This window comes from Bacillus sp. S2(2024), from assembly GCF_050474045.1.
GTDB classification, from domain to species: Bacteria; Bacillota; Bacilli; order Bacillales; family Bacillaceae_G; genus Bacillus_A; species Bacillus_A yunxiaonensis.
The window spans coordinates 3943896-3970121 of record NZ_JBFLUS010000003.1; the positions used below are offsets into that span (position 1 = coordinate 3943896).

General features: G+C 36.3%; 33 protein-coding genes. 10 read left to right on the plus strand and 23 right to left on the minus strand.

Annotation, left to right across the window (positions count from 1 at the left end; translation table 11 throughout):
• Positions 1–102: 102 nt before the first annotated feature.
• Positions 103–708, plus strand: coding sequence for a sporulation-specific diadenylate cyclase CdaS (gene cdaS / locus AB1284_RS20040; RefSeq protein WP_429753304.1), 606 nt, complete (start codon positions 103–105; stop codon positions 706–708).
• Positions 709–734: 26 nt separating this feature from the next.
• Here the strand turns inward: cdaS and AB1284_RS20045 are convergent, their stop codons facing one another.
• The 7 genes from AB1284_RS20045 to AB1284_RS20075 all read right to left on the minus strand — a co-directional run bounded on the left by AB1284_RS20045 (position 735) and on the right by AB1284_RS20075 (position 6299).
• Positions 735–980, minus strand: coding sequence for a hypothetical protein (locus AB1284_RS20045; protein ID WP_429753303.1), 246 nt, complete (start codon positions 978–980; stop codon positions 735–737).
• Between the two features lie 100 nt (positions 981–1080).
• A complete protein-coding gene (locus tag AB1284_RS20050; RefSeq protein ID WP_429753302.1) occupies positions 1081–2565 on the minus strand; it encodes a leucyl aminopeptidase in 1485 nt (494 codons plus the stop codon).
• A 62-nt stretch (positions 2566–2627) separates the two neighbouring features.
• A complete protein-coding gene (locus AB1284_RS20055; RefSeq protein WP_429753301.1) occupies positions 2628–3008 on the minus strand; it encodes a DUF309 domain-containing protein in 381 nt (126 codons plus the stop codon).
• A 90-nt stretch (positions 3009–3098) separates the two neighbouring features.
• Positions 3099–3725, minus strand: coding sequence for a 3D domain-containing protein (locus AB1284_RS20060; RefSeq protein WP_429753300.1), 627 nt, complete (start codon positions 3723–3725; stop codon positions 3099–3101).
• Between the two features lie 182 nt (positions 3726–3907).
• Complete coding sequence (locus tag AB1284_RS20065) at positions 3908–4225, minus strand: YuiB family protein (protein ID WP_336482474.1); 318 nt, start codon at positions 4223–4225, stop codon at positions 3908–3910.
• A 21-nt stretch (positions 4226–4246) separates the two neighbouring features.
• A complete protein-coding gene (locus tag AB1284_RS20070; protein WP_429753299.1) occupies positions 4247–4741 on the minus strand; it encodes an NUDIX domain-containing protein in 495 nt (164 codons plus the stop codon).
• A 349-nt stretch (positions 4742–5090) separates the two neighbouring features.
• Complete coding sequence (locus AB1284_RS20075; RefSeq protein ID WP_429753298.1) at positions 5091–6299, minus strand: NAD(P)/FAD-dependent oxidoreductase; 1209 nt, start codon at positions 6297–6299, stop codon at positions 5091–5093.
• A 673-nt stretch (positions 6300–6972) separates the two neighbouring features.
• Between AB1284_RS20075 and AB1284_RS20080 the strand changes: the two genes are divergently transcribed.
• The 3 genes from AB1284_RS20080 (at position 6973) to AB1284_RS20090 (ending at position 9995) form a co-directional block, all read left to right on the plus strand.
• On the plus strand, positions 6973–7962 hold the full coding sequence (locus tag AB1284_RS20080) for an NAD(P)/FAD-dependent oxidoreductase (protein WP_429753297.1): 990 nt from the start codon (positions 6973–6975) through the stop codon (positions 7960–7962).
• Positions 7963–8106: 144 nt separating this feature from the next.
• Positions 8107–8586: a GyrI-like domain-containing protein gene (locus AB1284_RS20085; RefSeq protein ID WP_429753296.1), complete on the plus strand. Its 480-nt coding sequence runs from the start codon at positions 8107–8109 to the stop codon at positions 8584–8586.
• 158 nt (positions 8587–8744) lie between these two features.
• A complete protein-coding gene (locus AB1284_RS20090) occupies positions 8745–9995 on the plus strand; it encodes an MFS transporter (RefSeq protein ID WP_429753295.1) in 1251 nt (416 codons plus the stop codon).
• A gap of 17 nt (positions 9996–10012) precedes the next feature.
• Here the strand turns inward: AB1284_RS20090 and AB1284_RS20095 are convergent, their stop codons facing one another.
• Entirely contained in the window at positions 10013–10903 is an 891-nt protein-coding gene (locus AB1284_RS20095; protein ID WP_429753294.1) for a helix-turn-helix domain-containing protein, read from the minus strand.
• A 144-nt stretch (positions 10904–11047) separates the two neighbouring features.
• Between AB1284_RS20095 and AB1284_RS20100 the strand changes: the two genes are divergently transcribed.
• Positions 11048–11500, plus strand: a complete 453-nt coding sequence (locus AB1284_RS20100) for a DUF523 domain-containing protein (protein ID WP_429753293.1) — start codon at positions 11048–11050, stop codon at positions 11498–11500.
• 212 nt (positions 11501–11712) lie between these two features.
• Positions 11713–12525, plus strand: coding sequence for a hypothetical protein (locus tag AB1284_RS20105; RefSeq protein WP_429753292.1), 813 nt, complete (start codon positions 11713–11715; stop codon positions 12523–12525).
• A 39-nt stretch (positions 12526–12564) separates the two neighbouring features.
• Here AB1284_RS20105 and AB1284_RS20110 read toward each other — a convergent pair whose 3' ends face one another.
• The 9 genes from AB1284_RS20110 to AB1284_RS20150 form a co-directional block, all read right to left on the minus strand.
• A complete protein-coding gene (locus AB1284_RS20110; RefSeq protein ID WP_336482464.1) occupies positions 12565–12720 on the minus strand; it encodes an FbpB family small basic protein in 156 nt (51 codons plus the stop codon).
• 308 nt (positions 12721–13028) lie between these two features.
• A complete protein-coding gene (locus tag AB1284_RS20115) occupies positions 13029–14366 on the minus strand; it encodes an amino acid permease (RefSeq protein WP_429753291.1) in 1338 nt (445 codons plus the stop codon).
• A 371-nt stretch (positions 14367–14737) separates the two neighbouring features.
• A complete protein-coding gene (locus AB1284_RS20120) occupies positions 14738–14908 on the minus strand; it encodes a hypothetical protein (protein WP_176524580.1) in 171 nt (56 codons plus the stop codon).
• 116 nt (positions 14909–15024) lie between these two features.
• Complete coding sequence (locus AB1284_RS20125) at positions 15025–15114, minus strand: DUF3967 domain-containing protein (RefSeq protein WP_429753290.1); 90 nt, start codon at positions 15112–15114, stop codon at positions 15025–15027.
• Positions 15114–15326: a hypothetical protein gene (locus tag AB1284_RS20130; RefSeq protein ID WP_429753289.1), complete on the minus strand. Its 213-nt coding sequence runs from the start codon at positions 15324–15326 to the stop codon at positions 15114–15116. The genes AB1284_RS20125 and AB1284_RS20130 overlap by 1 nt, the downstream gene beginning before the upstream one ends.
• Before the next feature lie 152 nt (positions 15327–15478).
• Positions 15479–16732, minus strand: coding sequence for an ATP-binding protein (locus tag AB1284_RS20135; protein ID WP_429753288.1), 1254 nt, complete (start codon positions 16730–16732; stop codon positions 15479–15481).
• A gap of 606 nt (positions 16733–17338) precedes the next feature.
• Positions 17339–17692 carry a HesB/IscA family protein gene (locus AB1284_RS20140; RefSeq protein WP_098308732.1) on the minus strand — a complete coding sequence of 118 codons (354 nt, stop codon included), beginning with the start codon at positions 17690–17692 and terminating at the stop codon, positions 17339–17341.
• A gap of 41 nt (positions 17693–17733) precedes the next feature.
• Positions 17734–18600: a diaminopimelate epimerase gene (dapF, locus tag AB1284_RS20145; protein ID WP_429753287.1), complete on the minus strand. Its 867-nt coding sequence runs from the start codon at positions 18598–18600 to the stop codon at positions 17734–17736.
• 263 nt (positions 18601–18863) lie between these two features.
• Positions 18864–19103, minus strand: a complete 240-nt coding sequence (locus AB1284_RS20150; RefSeq protein ID WP_429753286.1) for a YuzB family protein — start codon at positions 19101–19103, stop codon at positions 18864–18866.
• Between the two features lie 335 nt (positions 19104–19438).
• Between AB1284_RS20150 and AB1284_RS20155 the strand changes: the two genes are divergently transcribed.
• Complete coding sequence (locus AB1284_RS20155) at positions 19439–20509, plus strand: NAD(P)/FAD-dependent oxidoreductase (protein WP_429753285.1); 1071 nt, start codon at positions 19439–19441, stop codon at positions 20507–20509.
• A 98-nt stretch (positions 20510–20607) separates the two neighbouring features.
• On the opposite strand, the gene AB1284_RS20160 is transcribed toward AB1284_RS20155, so the two are convergent.
• The 4 genes from AB1284_RS20160 to AB1284_RS20175 all read right to left on the minus strand — a co-directional run bounded on the left by AB1284_RS20160 (position 20608) and on the right by AB1284_RS20175 (position 22638).
• On the minus strand, positions 20608–21111 hold the full coding sequence (locus tag AB1284_RS20160) for a DinB family protein (RefSeq protein WP_429753284.1): 504 nt from the start codon (positions 21109–21111) through the stop codon (positions 20608–20610).
• 68 nt (positions 21112–21179) lie between these two features.
• Positions 21180–21977: a nucleotidyltransferase domain-containing protein gene (locus tag AB1284_RS20165; RefSeq protein WP_429753283.1), complete on the minus strand. Its 798-nt coding sequence runs from the start codon at positions 21975–21977 to the stop codon at positions 21180–21182.
• Positions 21965–22255: a hypothetical protein gene (locus tag AB1284_RS20170; protein ID WP_429713940.1), complete on the minus strand. Its 291-nt coding sequence runs from the start codon at positions 22253–22255 to the stop codon at positions 21965–21967. The genes AB1284_RS20165 and AB1284_RS20170 overlap by 13 nt, the downstream gene beginning before the upstream one ends.
• A gap of 74 nt (positions 22256–22329) precedes the next feature.
• The gene (locus AB1284_RS20175; RefSeq protein WP_429753282.1) at positions 22330–22638 is read right to left on the minus strand and encodes a YuzD family protein; all 309 of its coding nucleotides are present in this window, start codon (positions 22636–22638) and stop codon (positions 22330–22332) included.
• A 160-nt stretch (positions 22639–22798) separates the two neighbouring features.
• On the opposite strand from AB1284_RS20175, the gene AB1284_RS20180 reads away from it, so the two are divergent.
• Complete coding sequence (locus tag AB1284_RS20180) at positions 22799–23035, plus strand: NifU family protein (RefSeq protein WP_098308748.1); 237 nt, start codon at positions 22799–22801, stop codon at positions 23033–23035.
• 207 nt (positions 23036–23242) lie between these two features.
• On the opposite strand, the gene yutH is transcribed toward AB1284_RS20180, so the two are convergent.
• On the minus strand, positions 23243–24244 hold the full coding sequence (gene yutH / locus AB1284_RS20185; RefSeq protein ID WP_429753281.1) for a spore coat putative kinase YutH: 1002 nt from the start codon (positions 24242–24244) through the stop codon (positions 23243–23245).
• Positions 24245–24360: 116 nt separating this feature from the next.
• Here yutH and AB1284_RS20190 point away from each other — a divergent pair, with 116 nt between their 5' ends.
• Entirely contained in the window at positions 24361–24852 is a 492-nt protein-coding gene (locus AB1284_RS20190; RefSeq protein ID WP_429753280.1) for a phosphatidylglycerophosphatase A family protein, read from the plus strand.
• A gap of 49 nt (positions 24853–24901) precedes the next feature.
• Here AB1284_RS20190 and AB1284_RS20195 read toward each other — a convergent pair whose 3' ends face one another.
• A complete protein-coding gene (locus tag AB1284_RS20195; protein ID WP_429753279.1) occupies positions 24902–25390 on the minus strand; it encodes a GNAT family N-acetyltransferase in 489 nt (162 codons plus the stop codon).
• A gap of 183 nt (positions 25391–25573) precedes the next feature.
• Here AB1284_RS20195 and AB1284_RS20200 point away from each other — a divergent pair, with 183 nt between their 5' ends.
• The gene (locus tag AB1284_RS20200) at positions 25574–26155 is read left to right on the plus strand and encodes an NAD(P)H-dependent oxidoreductase (protein WP_429753278.1); all 582 of its coding nucleotides are present in this window, start codon (positions 25574–25576) and stop codon (positions 26153–26155) included.
• Positions 26156–26226: the final 71 nt, after the last annotated feature.

Here is a 26226-nt window from a genome sequence, read left to right on the forward strand (position 1 = left end):
TCCTCAATATGTTTTGACATTTAGAAAGGATTTACCTTTTATATTTCTATATTTTGTGCAAACTAACGATTAGAATCAATACTTCACAAAAAGGGGATTACCATGGAAGAATGGACACTATCAGAAAAACTAAAACACCAAATTAAAGAATCCATTCAAAATGTTGAAGTGGAATTAACAAAAATAAAACAAGCCTTAGATAATGAGCATGAATGTATTTTATGTAAAGTTGAGGAAATCCAACATATGCTCATGCATATTCAGGCAAACGCTGCTTCTTATTATATGAAGACATATTTATCACCATTTACCGATTGTTACATCTCCTTAACAACAGCTATGCAACACCTAGCAGAAAAAAAGCACGGTGCTTTAATTGCCATTGAAAGACAAGACGCACTCGATAACTTTATTCAATCTGGAACACCGCTCACTGCACAGCTGACGGCCCCTTTATTGGAATCCATATTCTATCCAGGCAATCCTTTGCATGACGGGGCTGTACTAATCAAGGAGAACCATATCATTTCTGCTGCTAACATTCTCCCGTTATCTCAGCGTGTAGCAAAGGAACGAAAATTAGGTACTCGGCACCGTGCTGCGATTGGCTTATCAGAAGTAAGCGATGCCTTTGTATTAGTTGTATCAGAAGAAACTGGACGTACTTCTTTTGCTTTGGATGGTACATTGTACACAATTTCTTTATAAGAAAAATGACTGGTACGTGTTTGAAACTATGTACAAGACATAACTGCTTTATTTACATCTTTTTTCATGATTTTCACATTACTGTCGTTATCGATTTGATATGAAATTTTATTTTTTTGTAAGCATTTCATAGCATATTGTTTTATTTCATGATCCGAATGCTGTGCCCAAATCACATCATAGTTTTGTTTTAAATCATTGTAAAATATACTTACTGTCAAAAGTACAAATAAACTTATCATCATCGAAATGGGGATAAACATTTTCTTCATAGATTGTAGCTCCTTTCAAAACATACTAAAAAATGACGTGCAAACCTTCTATCTGCTTGCACGTCATTTCATATATTATATATACGTATTCATTCTGATCTTACTCTTCCCCAAAACGCTCAACAAATGTTGCTAATGTGCGCACCATTGTTCCTGTTCCGCCGGCAGGACCTAAGTCGTTTGCGCTCTTTGTATCAGATGTCCCTGCGATATCTAAATGCACCCAAGGTGTTTCTTCTGCAAACTCTCCAAGAAATGTTCCAGCCATGATTGCATGACCATCGCGTCCTGGCGAATTGTTTAAATCCGCAAATTTACTATTGCGAACACGCTCTTTATCACGTTCAAAAATTGGTAATTGCCAAATTGGCTCATCTGTTTCCATCGCTGCTTCTAACATTTGCTCATAAAGTGCTTCGTTATTTGTCATTGCACCTGTTGTATGGTTTCCAAGAGCAACGATAATACCGCCTGTCAATGTCGCTACATCAACAAGATAATTTGCACCAAGCTTTTTCGCATACGTAATACCATCAGCTAATGCTAAGCGACCTTCTGCATCTGTATTTAATACTTCAATTGTTTTACCGCTCATTGAGGTAATCACATCATCTGGTTTAAATGCAGTTGCGCTCACCATATTGTCCGTAGAAGGAATAATCGCAACTACGTTTTGCTCTGGGCGAAGCTCACCGATAATTTCCATCGCTCCAAGAACAGCTGCTGCGCCGCCCATATCGCCTTTCATACCAACCATGCTTTCGCGCGGTTTCAAAGAATAACCACCTGTATCATATGTAATCCCTTTACCAACTAAGCCAATTACATCTGTCCACTCTTCTTTACCTTTGTATAAAAGAGCAATCATTTTTGGCGGTTCTGTAGAACCTTGGTTAACTGCAAGAAGCGCACCCATCCCAAGCTCTTCCATCTCTTCTTTCTCAAGTACTTTATAGTCCATATCATATCTTTCCGCCAGCTCAACCGCATAGTCTGCTAAAGCTGTTGCCGTTAATACGTTTGGCGGCAGATTCACAAGCGTACGCGCAGAGTTTGTAGCACGGCCGTGTACATAACCAACTGTTAACGCTGCTTCAATTTCTTGCGGATCTTCTTCTGTAATAACAACAAAGCTTTCTAATTGATGTGCTTCTTTTTGATTTGTTTTATATGTTATTAATTCATATGTACCAAGGCAATATGTTTCTGCTGCAATATGCGCTACATCAATTGCGTCCATCTTTTCAGTAACGAATGAATCTAATACAAATGCTACATTTTTTACTTTTGCACCGTGTAACGTTTTCGCTAACTTACCAAGTGCACTGCGCAATGTTTCTGTTGTACATCTTTCTTTTTTGCCAAGACCGACAAAATAGTAACGCTTTACATTTGTTTTCCCTAAGCTATGTACTTTAGAAATCACTTTTTTCTTCGGAGAAATTTCTTTTTCGTCTAATAGCACTTGTAACTGTCCAGCAAACGCTTGATCTAATTCTTTTACAAAACTACTCATTACCTCATCTTCAAATAAGGCTACAACTACTGCTTCATGACTTGCTAGTTCTTTTTGTATTTGAAACATGCTAGCACCCCCAGATTTTATCTGTCTCTATTATAGACTTATTTTCGGGAAAATGCGACAATTCAAACTTCTTCCATATATAAAATAAACTCTGGGAGCTGAGGCAAGGTTTGAACTTGCTCGTATGGAATTTGATTTATCTCTTTCGGTAAAATTTTGCGACACATTTGAATAAAGTGTACGACTTTTTCAACATTCAAATTCCAATACACAGGACAATATGGAGTTAAATACTCTTCCGCTACTTCCATCATCATTCGTGCTCCCTTTATATTCCCATAGCTATAATGATATTGGGCAACTGCCATTTGCAATAAACCTTTTAAAAACAAATTCCCCCGATCTTCGAGCCACATTTCTTCCAATAAATCATGACACGTATAATAATCGCCTTCGTTATATCTTATAAAAAACTCATAATACGCTAAAGGATAGTCTTCCATTCTTTCTCTCCCTTTGCTGCGTTTTTTCCCTTCATTTCACTTTATAATTACAAGAGAATTTAAAAAAGTCCAGCGCTATAAGCGTCTAGACTATCGTTGTTTTAAATATTGGCCGCGAAACACTTGCATCGTTTCATCTTCATTTAAAAGTGTTAAATCTTCTTCTGTAAGCTTTCCATTTCCCATTTTCACAATATAAACATTCAATTTTTTCTTTCCCCATTGATTATATACATCCCGCACAGTTTCATAATACAAATCAAGGCGATTCCCTTTAATCGCACCGCCTTTATCTGCTACAACACCATAGCCATATCCAGGAACAAATAAAATTGTTCCAATCGGAAATACGCGCAAATCAGCAGCAATTGTTGAATATAAATCTCGCTTTACTTTCACACCGGAATATGTAATCCCGTACTCAGGATGCCCTTTTGTCTTCCCAGTTGACTCCATACCTGCTGTATATCCTGTTGCTGTAACTTCCATCGAACGATATTTTGACCAATCCTTTGTATTCTCAAGAGCACGAATGACTTCCATACTTGGAATTGTCCGCTTGTCTTGCTCAGCTGCGTGTACTTCTTTCACTTCATTTTTCTTATACATATGAATCATTTCAGAAAGAGAGATTCCTGACACAGCTTGCCAAGTTACACATAGTGCAGCCAAAAATAAGCAAACCATCATCACGCGAATGCTATATCGTTTTATCATTTTTATTTTCCACACTCCTTCATCATTATTGTTTCCAAACTGATGAAGAAAATACTCACAAGAAAAGCGTAAGCGTCCTGTTTAACCACGAAAAGCACTGGAACCAACCCTCAAGAGTGAAGCGACTCGTGGGGCTGGGCGCTGAAGCTAGACAAATAAAAAAAGCTCCTAAGAAAGGAGCTTCAAAACATTTGATATCCACGTTGACGTAGTGATTTAATCACAACACCAGATAAAGCGGCACCAACTAAGCCAGTTGATAAGATCATGATATCAGCTTTTCCAAGATGAAGAAAACTTGTCCCTAATAAAGAAAATGCTTTTTTCGGTTGTACAAAATAATCGAAGAAATCAACTTTATCAATAATAAACACACAAATAAGCGGATATACAACGACCATCACCCATGTTGCTCGTAAAATCATATTTAATAAAAAACCAATTCCAAAAAATAAGACTAAAAATAACATCATTGAAATTAATAAAACAGGTATGCTCATGATTTCTTCACCCTTTCTTACTTATCGATCTGCTCTTCCTACAAAAACGTTATATACCGTATAACCAAACTGGTCTCCTGGATTTAACGTCTCGTCCATTTTAAAAAGCGGTGCTGGCATTGCTTCTAACAAATAACGTATTAATACTGAAGTGTTTTCATCATGTGCGATATCTTCTGGAAATAAAAATGCTCCTTCATACAATTCTCTCTTTTGGATGACAATATCTTCTCCTTTTGGCTCTAAAAGAAAAATAATCATATTATCACTAATCTCACCGCGTATCACGCCAGATCGTGCACCCATTATCCCTTTTACATTTGTGGCAATTCCTGTTTCTTCTAATACTTCACGCTGCACTGCTTGATCAATTGTTTCTCCTTCATTCACAAAACCAGCAGGCAATGACCATTTCCCTTTTAATCCACCATATTTTTTCTTAACGACAAGCCACCTGCCATCTGCTGTGATAACAAGACCGCTTACCGCCAGCCACACATTTCCTCGCTTACTCATCGTTGCAAACCCCTTCCAATCAAACGAACAGAATATTCATTCTTTTCTTTCATTATACTATAAAGTAAACCTCCCGTCAGTGGGAGTCTTACTGCCCGCGATTAGCGGGGTAAAGCCCTCAAAATGAGAATGTTTGAAAATGTGTATCCTTTATAAAAAGAACTTTTTATTTTAGAATGTTCAGTAAAATCAAATTAAGGCACATTCTATCTTTTTAATGAAGTTCCCAATTAAATATCGCCTACACTCCCTTGAAGGTTTATTAAAAGAAATAGTAGAAGAGCAAAATCAGACTAAAAAATAAAAAAAGCAGAAACAGCTTTCAGCCATTTCTGCTTTACATTACATATTAAAATAATTTTAACTTACCTTTTTTAAGAACTAATAAAGGTCCGCCAAGCATGAATAGGTAACGGTTGTCGATTACTTTCTTCATGAATGAAGCTTTCCAACCAGTTAATTTTTTTCCCATTACAACGCCCATTGCATCGTCGTGACCTAATGAACATACAGAACCTTTGTTATCGAATACAAACTTCTGCATTTCGCCTTTACCACGAACAAGAACAGCTAAGTTATGTGCAATGTTGTAACCTTGTTGAATTGCAATTTGTGCTGTTGGTGGGTATGGACGGTTAATTTCTTCGTTAATGATTAACGCTGCATCACCAACCATGAATACTTCTTCATAACCTGGAGCATGCATGTACTCGTCCACTTTTACACGGCCGCGCATTGCTTCAAAGCCAGACTCTTCTACAATACCGTTACCGCGAACACCTGCAGCCCAAACTACAGTTGCAGCTTTCAGTAATTCTACATCGTCACCGTTTGCAACAAGAATACCTTCTTCAGTTCCTTCTTTAATTGCTGTACCGATGCGGAATTCTACACCTTTTTTCTCTAATTGTTTTACAGCGTACTCAACTAGCTCTGGATCGAAACCAGGAAGCGCTGTTGGAGCAGCCTCAACACAGATGATACGTGCTTTTTCACGAGGAACATCGTACTCTTTGCAAAGCTCAGGAACACGGTTTGCAAGTTCACCTACATACTCGATACCTGTAAATCCAGCACCGCCGACAACGATTGTAACTAACTCGTCACGTTTTTCTGAAGCATATAGTGAGAACATGTATTCCATATGCTCACGGATTTGACGAGTTGCATTAATGTTAGCAATAGAGAATGCATGCTCTTTTAATCCTTTAATACCAAACGTTTCAGACTCGAAACCAAGACCGATTACTAAATAATCATACTCTAGCTCGCCATTTTTTAAAATAACGCGCTTTTCAGCTGCTTTAATTTCTACAACTGTGTCTTGTACGAAGTTTACTTTATTTGTGTCGATTACATCTTTGATTTCTAAGCGAACTTTGTCATGATGCAACGTACCAGCTGCACTTTCATGTAACCAAGTTGCTTGATAATGATAGCTGTTGTTATTTACTAATGTGATTTCAGCTTCACTTACAGATAATGTTTTTTGCAGACGAACAGTAGTAATCATTCCGCCATAACCTGCGCCTAGAACTACGATTTTTGGCTTCTTCACCCTAATCACAACCCTCTTCTTTATATAGATAGTAAAAATAATGCTAAAACAATTTAAATGCTAAGAATGTAAACTTTCTCACAATCTAGACAAAATAAAAAAATTAATCTTCTTTATATAGATAGTAAAAATAGCAAAAATAATGCTAAAACAATTTAAATGCTAAGAATGTAGACTTTTTCACAATCTAGACAAAATAAAAAAATTAAGTTTGAAAAATGTTACGAAATTTGCCATAAAAAATTAACACATTTACTTTCCTATATTAGTCGTTTTCTCTTTACTTTTCAAGCAGTTGTAGAATTATCAATATTTTAAAATAACGAGGTCTTTTTAAGTTTTTTCACATTCCTTTATGTACTCAGCATGTAACGGACAGTTACAGTCTTTTCACCTTCAAATGCGGAACCATAATCTATAATTTTATTTCACCAACTACAAATGGTTATACTTTCCATAAGATGTATACTTCACCTATTTGGATATTCTTTTCTAACAGATTTATACAAAGTGTATACACAATTCAGTCGTTTTCTAACGCTTTTTTTTATAAAATATGATATCATTTGTCTTGAGTGCGCTTGCACTCTGTTCACGGAAGTTTCGTATAACATACATACGAGTGTATATAGGAGAATCACGAAAAATTTCCTAATTATAGGGGGAGTAAACAGTGACAGAAAATCAAAAGGTATACGACATCACTATTATTGGTGGAGGTCCAACTGGATTATTCACAGCTTTTTACGGCGGTATGAGACAAGCAAGCGTAAAAATTATTGAAAGCTTGCCACAACTCGGTGGTCAATTATCTGCATTATATCCTGAAAAGTACATATATGATATCGCAGGTTTTCCTAAAATTCGTGCACAAGAACTCATTAATAACTTAAAAGAACAAATGAGCAAGTTCGAATCAACTGTTTGCTTAGAAGAAGCTGTTCAAACGTTAGAAAAACAAGCAGATGGTGTGTTCAAGCTTGTAACAAATAAAGAAACACACTACTCTAAATCAGTCATCATTACAGCTGGAAACGGTGCATTTCAGCCGCGCCGTTTAGAATTAGAAGGTACAGAGAAATTCGAAAAAGCAAACTTACATTATTTCGTTGAGGATATGAATAAATTTGCTGGCAAACGCGTTGTTGTGTTTGGCGGCGGTGACTCTGCGGTAGACTGGACAATGATGTTAGAGCCAATCGCAAAGGAAGTAACAATCGTTCACCGTCGTGATAAATTCCGCGCACATGAGCATAGCGTTGAAACGTTAATGAACTCGCGTGCACAAGTCAAAACGCCATACATTCCAGTTGAACTGATTGGTGAAGAGAACATTGAACAAGTTGTACTTCAACACGTGAAAACGGAAGAAAAAGTTGTCATTGATGTTGATGATGTCATCGTAAACTACGGCTTCGTCTCTTCTCTTGGTCCAATTAAAGACTGGGGTTTAGATATCCAAAAGAACAGTATCATTGTGAACTCAAAAATGGAAACAAACATTCCTGGCATTTACGCAGCTGGTGATATTTGCACATACGAAGGAAAAGTAAAACTAATTGCATGCGGCTTTGGCGAAGCGCCAACGGCAGTAAATAACGCAAAAGCGTACTTCGATCCAAATGCGAAGCTGCAACCAATGCATAGTTCTAGTATGTTTTAATTGAAATAGATACGTTGAAGAACTCCTTTCTAATGGAAAGGAGTCCTTTTTATAAAAAAATAACCATTTTCAAGCACCTCCTCTTTGGATAATTATGGTATAATAAAAAAAGAACATTCGTTCTATAAAAAGGAGGATGATACGATGATTCAACCTACAATTGTAAAAAAAGAAACTTTTCAAGCCATCGGTATTTCCATTACTACAAACAATAAAATTGAAATGTCCAGCGATGGAAAAATCCCTCACCTATGGGATCAATACTTCCAAGAACAAATCACCAACCAGATTCCAAATAAAGCTACCCAAACAGAAACGATGGCACTGTATTCAAACTATGAATCTGATGAAACAGGTAACTACACGTATACAATCGGTGTTCCAGTTTCGACTATAAGCAATACACCTGAAAATATGACGGTACTCACTATACCTGCCGCTACATATGCCGTATTTACAACTCGCAAAGGCCCATTATCAGAAATTATAGCAGAAACATGGCAAGACATTTGGAAATGGTCAAAAGAAAACAACCGTGCATTCACAACAGATTTCGAGCTGTACGATGAACGATCTTTCGAGCCAAATAATGCACAAGTTGATATTTACATTGCATTAGTTTAAAGTGTAAATAAGAAGATGCCTCGGCACCTTCTTATTTTTATGCTTCAGCAATCTGCTGGGCAAATTCCGCTTTTTTGAATACAATGAAAAAGTATCTGTATAGAAAGATTAGAAACTGTTAACAAAGATAAAAAGACATATGACAGAAAGGGATTCATATGGAGGAATTACATAAAAGTAAACTTGCTGTAAAAGAAATGGGAACGCCTTTATTAAAAAATACAAATTTCCTGTTTCTTTGGGGCGCTACCTTATGTTCAAGCTTTGCCTTAGCATTTTTTACGTTTTCGCAAACTTGGTACATAGCAAAAACATTAAACTTAGAAGCATCACTCGGAGTTGTATTTGTTGCTCTTAGTGTTCCGCGCCTAATCTTTATGATTATCGGCGGAGCCGTTGCAGACAAATTCCAGAAAAAAAACATCATGTTTTATTCTAATATTGTGCGCGCGCTTCTTGTAACGATCATTCTCATTTGGTTCATCATTGGGCACGTTACATTATACACATTTGCTTTCTTTGCGCTCTTCTTTGGTTTAGCTGATGCCTTTTTCTGGTCAGCTGATGGCTCTATCTTACCGGATCTCGTAGAGAAGCATCGCCTTACACAAGCAAATTCACTCACGCAAATGACAAACCAAGCATCTGTTATTCTTGGTCCTGTCCTTGGCGGGATACTAATTAAATTCAGTAATTATGAAACAATCTTTGCGATAGCGATTTTATTATTACTTATTGCTGCCATACTTATCCAAAAAGTTCACACAAGTACATTGCAAGAAGAAACAAACCAAAACAAAGGCATGTTTACTTCTATTAAAGAAGGCATCCTTTATGTGAAAGAATCACCATTTTTATCAACGTTTCTTATTTGCAGCGCCTTTTTGAATTTATTTTTAATCGGACCGATGCAAGTCGGTTTTCCGCTGTTCATTAAAGATGTACTGCACGGTGACTCGCTCCACTTTAGTTACTTAGAAGCTGCTGTTGGCGGGGGAATGGCCATTGGTGCAGTTATCGTCGGGCTGCGAAATATTAATCGGCGCCGCGGTTTATTTTGCATTATTATGATGCTGCTATCCGGTGTTTTCTTCTTATCTATTAACTTTAGCACAACACTTTGGCAAGCAGTTCTAGCAGGTTGCTTTTACGGCATTTCAATCGCAATGGCCATCGTACCATTAATGGCCATGATTCAATCAACTGTGAAAGAAGAAATGATGGGCCGAGTTATGAGCTTACTCATGCTATCATCGATGGGCTTTATCCCGATTTCTTATGCCCTGACTTCACTTGCATTAGCTGCTGGGATACCGATTGTCACGATTATGAAAAGCGGTGCAATTGCTGTCATTCTATTTGTGTTATTTATCGCAATTCGCGTTCCGATTGTACGAAAATTTGATTAAAACTAGAGAGTTATGCTTCATAAGCATGACTCTTTTCTTTTTTCACCTTCAAATGGATTATATAAAACAATCCCGCTGTTCCTTCTCACTGCCGCTCCCCACTCTAATGCGACATCTAAAAATAACGCCTGCGTCGTACCATATAAAAGTGCACCAAAATCTTTGCGAATCTCACCGTACTTATATGCCCTTACAACACTTTTTGTCCGCCGAATGATTTGCATTTGTATATCATCATGCTTCATAATCTGTTCCCACAACAACCCTAGCTCAAATAAACCGCTCTTTTTATAAGCGAGTTCCACTTTACTCCAAGCAAAATTAATTGTTTGCGGATGACGAGACATTGGTGAAATCGCATCTACAAATTGCACTGGAATATCATGACGGCAATACGTTTCGTCCATATCATACGTTTTTATTTTCTGTTGTATCTTTAAATTGTTTTCATAAACACTAGTTTCCGTTTCCTCATTCAACTGCTCCTTCTTACACTCTCCTGCACTCTCGCCATTTTCACATGCGGTCATTTGCATACGGTCACTCATGCGGTCAACTGCCCGTTTACAAAACACATACAAATTCGCACTATATCCCCCGCGCTTATATCTTACCTTCGTGAACACACGCTTAATAATACTAAGCTGCTCAAGCTTTGCGACAGAACGGCGTACAGTTCGTATACTTTTCCCTAATTTCACCGCAACCGTTTCCATTAATGGACATGCAACACCAACCGTTTTTTGCTTTTCGTTTATCGCATACCTTCCTAACAAACAGATCACAAGAAAATCTGTTTTATTCAAATGCGTTTGATACTGCGTCAAAATTTGCTGTTGATATGTATTAAACTCTTCTTTACTTTGAAATTCGCTATATTCTTTCATTAATGTATACAATTTACTCATGCTCATCCCCCTGTTTATCCCGCATTAACGGGCAGTAACCCCACACCGATGGAAGTTTCACTTTATAAATAAGAAGAAAAACATAAAAGTGGCGAAAGATTTTGTTGTATGATGAAAGTAAATCCATCAAAATGAGGTGAAAACATGATTGTAATCAGTGCGTGTTTAGCTGGAATTGCTTGTCGTTATGACGGAAATGATAATCTCGTTGCAAAGATTCAAGAACTGCTAGAAAAAGAAGAAACGATTCTTATTTGTCCGGAAGTATTAGGCGGATTGCCAACACCTCGTACACCAGCCGAAATTGTCGGTGGAAACGGTGACGATGTATTGAATGGAACTGCAAAAGTAATAGACCAAAACGGAAATGATGTGACAGAAATCTTTATTGCGGGGGCCTATGAAGCATTACATCAAATAAAAGATTTAAACCCTGAATATATTATTCTGAAAGAACGCAGTCCATCTTGCGGAAGTTCCGTCATTTATACAGGTGAATTTAATGGTCAAAAACAAGATGGTTACGGTGTTACGACTGCATTATTCAGACGACATGGTTTTACGGTGATTTCAGAAAATGACTTTGTAAAAAAATAAGGAGATGGCTTTTTATCCATCTGTTTATTTTAATTTTCAGAATTTACCGCACTATGTATAGAGTAAATATTTACATAAAGGGGGATACATATGCCATTTGAACACACATTAGAAAGATTGTATGTTATCAAGACTTAGAATTTAAAAATTAAGGGGCGCACCTATTAACTATAATTGTATGAAATGTGTTATAGGAAGCAGGTGAACTGAGAGTGAAGAAAATTAAAGCAGTTGTTTTAATTTTAGTGCTTAGCATACCAATATTCCTATTAAGCGGTTGTTTTACAAAAACAAAACTAAATAAACCAATAGGAGATTATTTGTCAAAAAACTATGGAATAAAGAATGGAGAGTTTAAAATTCTTTCTGCTGATAATAATTGGTTCGAAGGTATTGATCATCAGACTTATGTAGAAATTAATAAACCCTATCATACCTTTGCTTATTTAATTGTAGACAGAAATTCACATGAAATAGATAAAGATAGTGGCGATGATGTTTTCTTAGAAATATTCAAAGGAGCTTATGTTGAACAACATAGTGATGTTTTGAAACAATCCGATAAAATTATAAAAAAGTATAACTTATTAAGTGAATCCCCTAACGACTACGATAAGGGAAAACAAAATTTCTATTACTATTTACATGTAAATATAGATGAACACCAAGAAAAAGAATTGATTGAAGACTTTAAACAAGAACAAAAATTAAACACTGACAAAATAATTAAAAATGTAAAGGTTAGTAAACCTAGAAATAATGCCAACTATATAGGAGTCATCAATTTTATTTACTATTACAACACCTATAAAAATAGTGGCAGTGTGCCTAATGCTCAAAGTATTGTGGATGATTTTGAAAAAAGCCACGTATTAACAGAGGGAGTTTATAACATAGCAGTTCGCACCATATATTCTAGTCCTGCTTCTATACAACAAGGGGTGGATATTAGGGATAGTAATGTCATGTTCATCGTAGATAAATCAGGAAAGTTTAAAGTAACAGAACCAAATTTGAATTTTTAGATTCGATGATTCCAAAAATTTTAATGAAAAAACCAGCCATTATGAGGCTGGTTTTGTAATTATATAACGTTGTTCAATTCTTTGTTCAATTCTTTCCAACTCTTGTTTATCATTAAGTATCTTTTGTTTATTTTCTTGCACTAATTCTTTAAATGTTTTACTGAGTAATTGACGGGACTTTCTTGTCATAATCATTCCTCCTCATTTTCTTTGGCATCAAAGATATAGAATGAAAAATACAATCACAAAATTTTTCGCGCTTTGTAAAATATTTGTCTTAATTTGTCGAAAAATTCGACTTACCTAAATAATACTATAACTTTTAGTTTTTCAAATGTTATTTATTTGAACTTTATGTGAAAAAATTATTTGTTCCATAGTTACTATTAATCATCTAAAATTTCTTGCAAAAACTTTTTTAATGAAAATACCAAAACAAAAAGGCCGCTTTACACGACCTTTTTGCTCTTAGAAAGTGATATTCCTTTTTAAGCTAAAAATCTCTATTTCGATTCCTTTCTGCCAACCAAAATAGATAGAACAGATAAAAGGATAAGAATACTTGCGCATACAATAGAGTTAATTATATTCCCTGCATTGAACAAGAAGAAAATAAAAATAATTGCCAAGGCAGCTGCTGCAAACAAGGTGCTGTATGGAAAGAACCATACGCGAAAATACGGCATTTTAGGATACTGTTTACGCAACTTGAATTGCGCAAGGCAGATGCTAGTCCAAATAAGCAAAACAGTAAAGCCCGGGATAGACATCAAATAGCCAAAGACATGTTCTGGTGTAAGGAACGCGATAAAAGCCCCAATTAATAGACCAGTGCAACTAACAAGAACCCCCCATACAGGAACACCACGTTTAGTAAGACGAGAAAATAGAGCAGGAGCTTCGTTATTTTGCGCCAGAGAGTACAAAATGCGGGAAGTAGCATACATTCCTGAATTGGCAGCCGACAACACAGCGGTCAATAAAATAAAGTTCATAATATGTGCTACACCTTGTAATCCAGTTGCAGAGAAAACCTGTACGAAAGGACTGCCTTGCTTTCCTACTTCGTCCCAAGGGATAAGTCCAGTGATGATGAGAATAGGTAATGTGTAAAATAAAACTACTCGGAACATGACCCCTTTTATTACTTTAGGAAGCGTTTGTTCCACGTTTTTCGTTTCTGTTACAGTTAATCCGATTAACTCTGAGCCTCCGAAAGAAAAGACAACGATTAAGAGTGCTGTAAAAACACTTCCCCATCCTTGCGGAAAGAATCCGCCGTGACTTGTATAGTTTGTAAAATATACTGCTTCATGATTTGGAATGAGGCCAAATAATAAGGCAAAACCAAGCAAAATAAATAAAACAAGCGTAATAATTTTGATACTCGCAAGCCAAAACTCTATTTCACCGTAAAGTTTGACGCTAATCAAATTGATAATGAGAAGAAACGCAGTACATACTAGACTAAGCAGCCATAAAGGAGCGGATGGAATCCAGTATTGTAAAAAGCTCCCCCCTGCCAAAACCTCAACAATAATAACTAAAATCCAGTCGATCCAGTAGAGCCAACCAACGACAAAGGCGAAACGAGAACCGAAAGCTTTTTGAATCATTCCTTGAATGTTTAAGCCCGGGTAAGCAATAGCCATTTCCGCTATTGCGCTCATAACAATGAGAAGAAGAAATCCTGCAAATAAATAAGAAAAAACGATGCCGGGCCCTGCGGCTGAAATCGTATCTGCACTTCCTTTGAAAATTCCCGTCCCAATCATCCCGCCTATTGCCATAAGCCTGATGTGACGCGGTTGCAGTTCGCGTTTCAATTGTTGCTGTGCCATGTCTAATCCCCCTTTAGTAATAAAATAGAAACAAGGTTAATATCTTTTTCTCAAAAGTGATTATGTAACATCACTAACTGCTGTATAGTTCTTTCTAGTTGATTTAATATTTAAACTATACAATAATCTTTTTGATTTTGGCATATATTTTTGAAGCGTATGCTGAGAGAATTTGAGGGAGAACGTTTCATAATCAACAGTTTTTGGAACATCCTAAGTTAGTAAAAAGATCCTTTTTATGAAATTAATAATTTTATAGGTATAGTGATATTTTTAATTTTTAGCTCTTGATTTTTGCTTAAAATATAATTTTTTTGCACAAAGCAAAAAAAGTGGCGATTTTTTCATCGCCACCACTGCATCAATTTTTTCTATTTAGGACTGTTTTTGAGTATTTGAATATTTTTATCTCTTTCTCCGCCATCGGAAAGCTCCTCTGAAAATTCATGGTCTGCTTTCTTCCCTAACAGGAGTTCAGATGACCGAATTGTGCTGGATGGCAAATTATTATTTGGTGCCGCCTGTTCATTCCATTTTCCCATCAAAATCACCTCTTTTTTTATTATCGGATTTTTGTCATGATTTTATTAAAAATCACCGATAAAAAAAAGAAGCCCTCCGATTTGGAAGACTTTTGTTCCGTTCACATTATAATTCTCTACTTACTGAACAACCATGACCAAAAAGATTTTTTCTGTTCTGATGTTGCAATCTTCTTCGTCTCTTGTGTCGCCCGTATAACAATCATTAAATCACTTGCTCGTTACGATGCCCTTTATTCGAATTTAAGTAAATCTTTTTTAAATCCAATTCCGAAAGTTTTCGTTTTTCCGCCACCGCTCTTATTAGAGCTATCTCGTGATACATAGCTTTAGAAAGAATTCCCTTTTTTATGTTCCTGCTAATTTCCACGAAAAAACCCGCTAAAAGATCGTCCGATAATTCTTTGTACGAAAACAAGAATTTTCCTCCTTACAATAGATTTGCGTATACACAACATTTACATCTTCTATAATAGAGATTAAAATCCTTTTTTAACTTTTGATACTGAAGAAATCATTTCATCATTTACGCCCAAACATATGCATTCCTTCATAATATTTCGTTTTTAATTAGCAAGGTATAATGATCGAAAAACGTGTTCCCTTTCCTTTTGTACTCCTTATTTCTATATCTCCGTTTAATTCTTTAATAATGCTATAAGCAACCATAGTACCTAATCCAGTTCCTTTTTCTTTTGTTGAATAAAACGGCATGGCAATTCGCTTTATTTCTTCGCAGGACATTCCAATTCCTGAATCGATAATATGAATCACAATATTACTTTTTACTTTTTGTGCGTGAACTTGTAATATTCCTCCATTTTCCATAGCTTCAATTCCATTTTGTACAATATTTATTAGGCATTGTTTTAGTTTTTCAGGATTAGCATCTATATACAGGTCACCTGTAATACTTCTCTTAATTTCAACATTGTGTGAAAGTGCTAGCGGTGCAATCATTTCTGTTACTTCATGAACAATACTACTTATATTCAGTGGTTTTTTTATCGTGTTTTGTGATTTTGTTAAGGATACATAATTATTAATAATCACTTGTACTTTTTCTAACTCCATTAACATAATTTGTAAGTATTGATCTTGAGATGTTTTCGGAATTTCATTTTCATGAAACAACTGAGTAAATCCATATACGGTAGTTAGTGGATTATGAATTTCATGTGCAATCGATGCAGCTAATTCACTAACTGTATAAAATTTTTCCGCTCTTTGAATTTTTTCTTTCATTTTAAACTTCTCAATCATTCCTTCTACTAAATAAGCAGATAATAGTCCTGTGAAAATGTTAATGATTATATAATTGATTAGAAGTTCAATAAAAACCGCTTCGATTTTACCATTTATTTTAATTTGATTGATTATAGCGAAGATAGAAAGAGAACTTGTATTAATCAAAATAAGCAGTATATTGAACAATATTTTATTTCTCTTGAAATGAGTAGGTACAACATAACGGGATATGACCGTAACAATAGTAGTTATACTAAATATAATGAACGATGGAAAAAAACCATTTCCACCCAAATAAAATCTATAAGAAATATATATACCACTTATAACAATAATACTTCTTGTATTGCCATATAAGAAAACCAAAATAATAGGAATAAAACGCAAATCATAAATATACCCATCATATAAGCGAAAAGGGAATGTCATACAAAGAACAAGTGCAATCGACGCAAGAACAGCAATCAATATCTCGTTATATGGTTCTTTTTCAGTCTTATCTAGCCAAAATACTTGATAAGTAAGGATACAAATGATAATAATAAACGCATTTAATAGTAGTGTAGAGATTCCCATATTCTATACCTCCCTGATTTTTTGTAAGAGAGATGGTGAATTCATTTTATCAAGTATTTCATTTGTATATCTACACGTTACAATATTCCTCATCATATCAGATTTACTATTTAATGGAATAAAAGTAAAGTGAAGTAAAATAGCTTTTTATTGCTTATATTAAATTTAATAATGGTGTCGAGGAAAAATACTTTGGTAGGAAAGTACAAAAAAGAAATAACTGGGGGAAAATCAAAGCATTATCCATTAATAACTCTCAAAAATTATGATTTTTACAAATTTTTTTATTATTTACATTATAATTATTAAAGTACCATAAGAATAATCCAATTACAACTTTCAAAACTGAAAATTCTACTTTTTTCGTCATTTTATGTTACAAGTAACTTGAAATTATAATTGCGTTTTACTACTTCTAGTTTCGCACAAAATAAAAACCTTCTTAACGATTTGATTTCATCGCTAAGAAGGTCGTTATCCACAACCGTATATTTGAACGTTTTCGGGTTGTTTATATACCCGAAGATACTTGTTTTCCTGCGTTCTAAACCGTGTAATCCGTAACCCATCGGCTCAGTTTTCGCTTAGACTGACGAAGCTAGAAACTTAGCACTCTTCAGGCTTACCAGCATTCGTCGCTGTGCGGAAAGATGAACCACATCCGCATGATGCGATCGCATTTGGGTTATCAATCGTAAACCCGCCGCCAAGCATCGATTGTTTATAATCGATTTTTACTCCTTTTACAATCGGAGCACTTTCTTTATCAATAACAAATTCAACACCGAAAAATTCAAGAACTGTGTCGTCTTCATTTGGTTCTCTTTCAAATCCTAAACCGTAAGAAAGACCGCTGCATCCACCGCCGTGTACTGCAAGACGAACGTATTTCTCTCCATCCTCGGCATCTTTTAACATATCTTTAATTTGATATGCCGCTTGTTCTGTTACAGTAATCATAGAATCCACCTTCCTTTCTTTTCTCGTTCTATTATACATCTTTACTCTTCAATCTTATAATAATATACACCGCTGCAAGTGACTTCTGCAGGACCATTCATTAAAACTGTCCCTTCTTCTGTCCATGTAATCATTAAGTCTCCGCCTGCTAAATGAACAGTGATTTCTTGTCCACGCTTCATCTTCCCATTCAAGATTGCAGCTACAACCGCAGCACACGCTCCTGTTCCACATGCTTGTGTAATACCAGAACCGCGTTCCCATACACGGAAATGCATTTCGTGGTTATTTAGTACTTCGATAAATTCCACATTCACACTTTCTGGGAACATCTCGTGTGTTTCTAGCACAGGGCCTAATGTTGTCAGCGGCGCTTCTTCAATATCATCTACAAAAATAACAGCATGCGGATTTCCCATTGAGACAGCTGTAAATGCATAGCGGTGATTGCTGTAAAGGAAATCTTCACGAATAAATGGTGTTTCTCCTTCACCTAGCATCGGTAAATCAACGCGTTTTAATCGCGGTGCACCCATATCAATCGTAGCTGAAGTTACAATTCCATCCTCAACTGATACTTCTGCTGTAACGATTCCGGCTAACGTTTCAATTGTAAAAACAGTCTCTTCTACTAATTTATGTTCATATGCATATTTTGCAACGCAGCGCAGTCCATTCCCGCAGCTTTTTCCTTCTGAACCGTCTTTATTAAAAATACGCATCTTCACAGGAGCAACTTCAGATGGACAAATTAAAATCATTCCGTCAGAGCCGATTCCCGTATTCACATTTGACACTTTTTCAGCAACTTTCGCTAGATGCTCTTCTGCAATTTGTTCTTCAAGCATATTCACATAAATATAATTATTTCCAAGACCGTGCATTTTCGTGAAAGAAAGTTGTTCCATATTGTTTCACTCCAAAATTTTTTATTGTTATAAGTATAAAATGTGCGCTTTTGGAAAACAATAAGAATGTCCCCCGTTTCTCATATTCAACGACAATTTTGGCGTAACAAGGTCGTGCTTACACGTATTGTGTAAGAAAAAAGCCCTTCAACAAAGGGCTTTCTTTTTTTATATATACATATCAGCAATTGTTGCACTTGTTAGCTTGTTCCTTCAAGATAATTTTATGTGTTTATAAAAAGACGCTGCCTCATTGCAACGCCTTAAAACATCGGATTTTCATCTAAATAATCATATATGTTTTTCACAAGTTCCTCCGGTGTTTCGCCTTTTACAACTTCACCGTTCACAAGTGCATATGGTCCTTCAAAACAAATACCGCAATAACCAAGACAACCATACTCAATCACATCTAAATTCGGATCTTTCTCTAGTTGTTCCTTTGCCTTTTGCGCACCACTTGCAAGGTTGCCGACACAAAATTCAATTAACGGTTTAATCAACCTTATCCCCCCTATATTTATATATTAACCCTTGTTTTATAACAGTAAAACTAAGATGTTGTATAAATTGAGCTGAAACGACTAAAATTTTCAATCGTTTCATTCTGTAATCCTTAATAAAAAGCACTTTTCGGTCGAAAACTGCAACATTCTACAGTTTTTTCACAAATCGCCCCACTTTTCTTCTTATTGTACAACAGATTATGCATTCATACATTGTTATTTGCTTCTAAATTCGATATAATTTGAATGGGTAAAGTCAAAATATTTTTGTAATATAAAAACTTTTATTTTTATGATTAGGGGATATTTCAACAGAAAAGGGGTAATCCATCATGAAGCACCTCGTAATACTTGGTGGGGGCTACGGTGGAATGAGAGTTTTACAGCGTCTTCTTCCGAGCAACCAACTTCCGGATGATGTTCAAGTGACATTAATCGACAAGGTACCGTATCACTGTTTTAAAACAGAATACTACGCATTAGTAGCAGGAACGATTTCTGAAACGCATATTCGCATTCCATTTCCAGAACATCCACGACTTAATATTCAATACGGAACTATAACGAATGTTGATTTAGAAAACAAAGCCGTTCATCTTGATAGCGGTGAAGTTGTTAATTATGATGACTTAATTATTGGACTAGGTTGTGAAGACAACTATCACAACGTTCCAGGGGCGCAAGAAAATACGTATAGCCTTCAATCCATTGAACAAGTTCGTCAAACATATCAACAACTAAACGGTTTAGAACCACATGCAACAGTTGCTGTTGTAGGAGCTGGCCTAAGCGGCGTTGAAGTAGCAAGCGAGCTTCGCGAAAGCCGTCCAGACTTAAACATTTATTTATTTGACCGAAAAGATCGCATTCTTTTCCCGTTTCCAGAAAAATTAAGTAGATACGTAGAAGAGTGGTTTTTGAAACATAATGTTACAATCATTCGTAACTCAAACATTACAAAAGTAGAGCCAAATATTGTGTATAACCACGATGAACCACTTGAATGCGACGCAATCGTATGGACAGCTGGCATTCAAGCAAGTGAGGTTGTTCGTAATCTACCTGTTGAGCACGATAATAGCGGTCGGGTTGTATTAACAAAATATCATAATATTCCAGAATATGATAATGTATATGTGTTAGGTGACTGCGCTGCATTGCCGCATGCACCATCTGCTCAGCTTGCAGAAGGACAAGGCGAGCAAATTGTCCAAATATTATTAAAACGTTGGAATAATGAAACATTACCAGAAGAACTACCTGTTATTAAATTAAAAGGTGTTCTCGGTTCTCTTGGTAAAAAACACGGCTTCGGTTTACTTGCAAATCAGCCGTTAATGGGCCGCGTACCTCGCCTTTTAAAATCAGGTATTCTGTGGATGTATAAACATCATAATGGTTAAACAAAAAACAAGAGCCGCCTTGCAGCTCTTGTTTTTTCTGTTGCCTATATGTGTTAAATTACAATGTTGAAGTAACGAATTCGTAGCACATACTATTTTTAAAGTGGTGGATTTTCCACTCCTAAATGAATCCAATCTTCTTTTGGTGGACCATACACTCCAAATGGTTTTATGCCTGCTTGACGCATAAGAATTGTAACTTGTCCGCGATGATGAACAATGTGCTTAATTAGCCCCATTAGGATTGTAGCGTTTGATTCCTGTCTTCCAAATGCTTCTTGTATTTGCTTTAGTGATTCATCTGTCCATTGTTCTTCAATAACTTTAGCTGCAGCGAGACTTATATTTTTAAAAGCTTCAGCAATTTCCTTCGCTGATGTTGGTACACTTTCTACATTTTCTACTCCATCTATCTTTAATCCGAAATGAGCTAAATAATCTGGAATATTTGTTGTAAAATGCCACGCAATTCTCCCTAAAGTACGACCTTCTGGATAAACTTGTTGTTTTAATGATTCATCTGTCAAACCATCCAAAACTTTCTGGGTTAGCATTGCTTCCCTATTCCATTCAGTAATAAAGTCTGAAATTGTTACATACATAAATAATCTCTCCATAATCAAATTTTAATTGCCAATTTATTTCTTGAAATACAGATGGAAGTTTCACTTTATCTTCCCCACTTCTTCTTACATTCCTCTATTCCAAACAATAAATACTTCTTCGTCATCTCAGCACGTCTCCATCTCGATAGGGACGGCTTCATCTCTTCCTTTTGACGCATCCGATACACATCTTGCAGTAACGGTTCCCATTGTTTAGAAGATTTCATCATATATTGCAGACCTTCATCTTTAGAAACAATCCGTTCCGTTTCTAGCGTGTATATAATACGTCCCATTGTTACAACTGCAAATTCTACCCATTCTGTGGATAAAAATAAATAGGGACGTTTTATTTTCTCACTCCAATATTGTTCCACATTGTATTTCATTGTGCTCACAACATCATCCCACGTTATTGTATATGGAAGCTCGTTTGCCTGTTTACCCCAAACAGTAATACCTTGATTTTTTAATGTCCACCACGTAACAGAATTAATATCCCAATGCCCTTCATTCGTTTTTCCATCTGAACAATATAAATACGGTGACATTTCATGATTTTGCTTTCCTACATCAACAAGCGAAATATACATACCATCCATTCGCTTACCAAGATCATGTTTATAGAGCTCCTTATGTAGTTCACGTATCTTCACTTTCTCTACTTCATTCACTTGTTCTGTCGTCACCGTTACAAAATCAACATCACTCGTTTCCAAATGAAAAGCTCCTAATGCTAGTGAACCATACAAATACACACCAACCAACTTTTCTTTAACAATAATTTCCTGAAGTCCATTCACGTATTTGTCTAATAAGAGTTTCACTTCTTCTGGTATAGAACGCTCCATTACGATACCCATAAGTATACTCCTAACGCAGCTACGACATTAGGAATCGCTGCAAACGCATTCGTTTTAGCAGATTGAAAACGAGATTCTTTTCGCGTTGGCTTTGCCGAAGCAAATGTCCCCCGCGCTCCTAAAATGAATCCATCTATACAAAGAAATGCTGCACTAGCTAAGAAAAAGAGGCTCAGCCAACCTGCTAACGAGTAAATCATCGCTGCATCTCCTTCCATATAGGCAATACCGCTGACTGCAAAAAGCCCTATACTCCCTATTACAAAGCCCTTCTTCATCTCATCCACCCTTTCGAATACAGAAAAAGCCCCTGCGTTTCGTCGTCTACGTTGCAAGAGCTCTGTGAGTTATATTATAGATATTTCTCAATTTCTTCGTATACATCCTTTAAGCGGGGATTACCTTCTCCTACAATTTCACCATTTACAAGTACAACAGGGTAAAATAAGTCTTCTTCAATCACGCGCTCAGCAAAAGCTCGTTTTTCTTCCCCTTCTTGCTGCTCGTGAATGTCCACATATTCAAAATGAAACTTTTCTTCTTGTCCTTCATACTTCCTGCCAATTGCTGCTTGCAGCCATTCATACGTTTCCGTTGATGACGGCATCCCAACGCAGCTAGCACACACAACCTTTGCCCCGTAAACGCTAACTTTTATCATATTCTCTCCCCCATTTGCACATACATTTTTTTCTGCATCTTATTGTCACATATAAGAAGGAAATTTCCATAAACTATTTTGACAACATAAGAAAGATATAAAAAATAGATTTTCCCCTGTATCTTGATTATAATAAAACTAATGAAAGGAGTCGATAAAAATGGAAAACGAAAACTTACACGAACAAGTAGCTGAAGTATTAGATAAATTACGTCCATTCTTACTTCGCGATGGCGGTGACGTAGAATTAGTAGATGTTGAAGAGGGTATCGTTAAATTACGCCTTCTAGGTGCTTGCGGCAGCTGCCCAAGTTCTACAATCACATTAAAGGCTGGTATCGAACGTGCACTTTTAGAAGAAGTACCAGGCGTAATCGAAGTAGAACAAGTATTTTAATCTAAAAGCGGAAGCGGCTCGCTTAGAATAAGAGGGGGATGGAGCTTCTGACGTAGGGGTGTTTTTTACCTCGCAGGAAGAAGCGAAGCCACCGACTATTCTAGCCGCTGGAGTTGGATAATGTAAAATCTTTAGTGGATTCTTTAAAATAGCCACTAAATCTAAAGAAAAGAGACCCACTATGGTCTCTTTTTTCAAAACTACATATTACGTTAACCAATCTAACTTACGAATTCCTAACTTATCCACAGGTAAATGAATAAGGTCATAAAAGCGCTGAAGAAATTGTTCCGATTGATTTACCTGTTGCAAAATGGTTTCCAGCCGATCTTGGTATACATATTTCTGCGTCTCGTTTCCAGTTAAGTAATACCCTTCAACTGTTTCAAAGTAATGAAGAGGAAAGAGAAGACGCGCAAATAGGAGCCGCCACCCAAAGGAAGATAATGGATAGTTACGTTCATAATCCGTTAAAAACTGGACAATCGTTTCTTCCCATTTCTCTCTTTTTTCAAAAGAAACGTGACGGACCCACTCTGCTAAGTCGCGGCTTGGATGATCGTATACCCAATCAACCGGCAGCTTTAGTCGCTTCGTTTGCTTCCAAAGTAACGGTGTAAATCGTTCCTGACAAATTGTTGCAGCATCAGCAAGTTGAGGAGTATCATCAATTTCTGTATCTACTACATATTGAATCGCATTTTCGGCAAGACCTAAGTAGTAGGGAAATGATTCAATAAATAATTGTTCAAACATATCAGTAGGGTGGCTCATTATTTTGGATTGCCAAAAGCGCTCGAGCTGATCTAATCGTTTTTCCCACAGCGCCTTCCATTCGCCAATTCGACTTAGATGTTCAATGTCATCTGAAAAAAATGCACCGCGCTTATGAAATAACGATAGCTCACTTCCTGGAGACATTGCATTGCGATCTAGCATACGCATTCCTTTTAGCAAGCAATAATTTGCATCTTCTATCTCGCTAACATAATAACCTTGTATGTTTGGAACAAAAGTCGCAACTGTAATATCACCTTGCTGATTCATATAATCACTTAACTTCTTCATTTCAACAAGCTCTTCTTCTTGCAAGCTTCCCGTCGCAAGAAGCACATAAATTTTATTTCGAACCCAAAAGCTCTGATAGGGCCCGAGGGGTGTAAATTCTTTGACGTGTATATGATAATGCTCATAAATATGTTGAATCATCGTACTCGCCACCTATATTTTTTCTATATATATATGAGCTTCTGATTAACTTTCATTCCTATGCACATAGTACACCTATACGTATACAATATTAAAAAGAAAAAAAGGTGATAATCATGACACAACGAAATGAACTACAAGAAAGAGCATTACAATTACTACAAGAACGCGGTGTAACAATTGACGATATTGCAGAGCTCGTTCATTTTCTTCAAAAAAAATATCATCCAAATTTAGCAATGGAGGAATGTCGTTATAATGTAGAACGCGTCTTATCCAAACGCGAAGTGCAAAATGCACTCATTACAGGAATTGAACTGGACGTCCTTGCCGAAAAAGGATTGTTAAGTGCACCTCTTCAAGACATCATACATCGTGACGAAGGATTATACGGTGTAGATGAAGTCGTTGCCTTATCTATCGTCAACGTATACGGCTCAATTGGTTTCACAAACTTTGGCTATATTGATAAATTAAAACCAGGTATTTTACAATATTTAAACGACAAATCAACAGGAAAAGTTCATACATTCCTCGATGATATCGTCGGAGCGATTGCAGCTGCTGCATCCAGCCGTTTAGCGCATAGAGCTGCACATGCTGAATAATATAAAAACAAGAAAACCAGCTTCTTTATGAATAAAGAGCTGGTTTTTCTTATTTATTTTTACATCCCGCCGCGTCATACTCCATAAGTAAAAACTCCCTTCCCCTGCTCATGAAAGAAGCCTTCTTTTGAAAACCTGCTTTCATATACAGATGAATGGCACGTTCATTAAAAGCGGCGACACTTAAACGAATCTTCTCTGGTCTAAAGTGCTCTTTCGCAAATTGCAGTCCAGCTTGTAAAAAAGATATCCCCAATCCCTTTCCGGTTAAAGCTGGTTTCATTCCAAGACCAATATCCACAACACATTCACCTGTGTATAACTTTGCATCTCTTCCGCCCGGCACTTGCGCATTATTCCCAAAACAAAAATAACCGATGATTTCATTATATTCATTACGAACGCTATAATATGTACCATCCAACAGTTCTTCTAGTGTCTCAGATGCCCCAGCAAAACTATATAGTTCATACGGTGCATCATATTGCCATACATTTATGTTTTGCGCTTCTTCTAATGTAAGTGTCTGTATGTTCATTTGTACCTTCACCTTCTCTTTCCTTGTACATATTCGCTTACGTTAGGAAAACTCCTGTTTCTTAATCTACAAGAAGCCTCTTCTTTGACACCTCAATAAAATGTAACTACACTTGTTACAAAATATGTTTTATTTACACTTTTGAACATACTACTAACATATCCACAGGCAGGAGGAATTGTAATGAAACACTTACTTGTTTATGCACACCCGAATCCACAAAGTTTTAACTATGCCATTTTAGAAACGCTGCAAGGACAACTGCAAGAAAAAGGACATGAAGTACGTGTTCGTGATCTATATGCGATAAACTTCAATCCTATATTAGCTGCCAATGATTTCATTTCCTTTTCACAAGGAAATACGCCGGCTGATATTCAGGCAGAACAAGAACATATTACATGGGCAGATGTAATCACATTTATTTATCCAGTTTGGTGGACAGGTCTTCCTGCCATTTTAAAAGGATATGTAGACCGTGTGTTCAGTCATGGATTTGCTTATGCATACGGTGCAAATGGCATTGAAAAATTATTAACAGGTAAAAAGAGCTTATTGTTATCCACAATGGGCAATTCGCAAGAAAATTATGATGCAAGCGGTATGTTTGAAGCAATGAAGAAAACAACTGATGCAGGTATTTTTGATTTTACTGGTATTGAAACGGTAGAGCATGCATTCTATACAAGTGTTCCTTCTGTGGATGACGCAACGAGAAAACAATACCTTGAAGAAGTAAAAGAACTTGTAAATCGTTTATTTTAACGAAAAATCCACCTTGTGAAGGTGGATTTTTAATTTCCCAAAGAAGCCAAACATTTTTGTTCGACCTCTAA